We start from the raw sequence: 1,051 nt of genomic DNA, 5'->3' as shown, positions 1-1,051 counted from the left end.
TTTACAATTTGCTATTCATTTTTATTTATACATAACTTGAGATGATTCCGAACTAACTTTTCCTCAAGTTGGTTCGAGACCATTATGTCAACATTCATTGAATTGTTAACATTTTTATGCTTAATACTTTTTAAAAAAATATGGAATTAATAAACGGAATATTATAATCCTTGAAGCCAATTTTCACAAAGTTTTGGCCAGATTGCTACCGTAGGTTCATCCTCACCTAATCCTAAACCATGGGGACCTTTTGAGAATATATGTAAATCAAATGGTTGATTTAGCTCATTTAGTGCTTGAGCAAAAAGTAAGTTTTGGCGCTGAAAATTCCAGTGATCGGTCGCTGTAATCCATAGAAAAGTCGGTGGTGTTTTCGCTGTAACATGTTTATGATTTGAAGTAAAGTCTATAAATTCATCCACTGTAATATCTTTTGTTAATAAAGAATCTGGCGGCAATTTTTCCTTAGAAAAGGGTGCTGTCTCAGCATAACATAAAATTATAGCATTAAGTTTAGAACTCGTTTGATCAATCGGATCGTTAAAATCTGGTTCTCCCAAAAGCATCGACATAATTTGCGCATTTCGACTATCCGGTTCTATACTTCCATTATCAAAACGAGTTCCTACAAAAGCGGTGAGATAACCGCCAGCTGAAAATCCTATCATGCCGATCCGTTCCGGATCAATATTAAATTCTAAGGCATGATACCGAATATACCTAACCGCTCGTACTGCATCTTTGGTTGACGTAAATGGAGTAAAAGGAGCAACCCGATAATTTAAAACAAAAGCATTTATTCCTATTTGATTTAGCCATTTTGCAATCGGTTTTCCTTCATTAGACGCTCTAAATTGAAATGATCCGCCCGGGCAAACAATAATTGCAGGGCGGGGTTTCTCCCCTTTTAATAAATAAGGGGTCAGGGTTGGTAACCCTTCGTTATTCAAGTCCCCAATAGTAGAAATTAAGTCGGCATCAGGAACATTTTTTTCCCAAAGTTTTATATCTTTTAATCTCATCGATATTATCCTCCCATTTTAATCTGCGG

1 protein-coding gene is annotated in these 1,051 nt (G+C 35.8%); it reads right to left on the bottom strand.

All coding sequences use genetic code 11. The annotated features are described in order from the left end of the window. Positions 1-161: 161 nt before the first annotated feature. On the bottom strand, positions 162-1,022 hold the full coding sequence (locus CLOBL_RS27255) for an alpha/beta hydrolase (RefSeq protein ID WP_077861845.1): 861 nt from the start codon (positions 1,020-1,022) through the stop codon (positions 162-164). Positions 1,023-1,051: the final 29 nt, after the last annotated feature.

This window comes from Clostridium sp. BL-8, from assembly GCF_002006495.1.
In the GTDB taxonomy this organism is placed as follows: Bacteria; Bacillota; Clostridia; order Clostridiales; family Clostridiaceae; genus Clostridium.
The sequence above is the reverse complement of the archived record's forward strand: the minus strand, read 5'-3'. Positions and strand labels throughout refer to the sequence as shown.

What these genes read in the sequence shown, in the direction of transcription:
- CLOBL_RS27255 (WP_077861845.1), bottom strand. Translation starts at nt 1,022, where the DNA reads ATGAGATTAAAAGATATAAAACTTTGGGAAAAAAATGTTCCTGATGCC.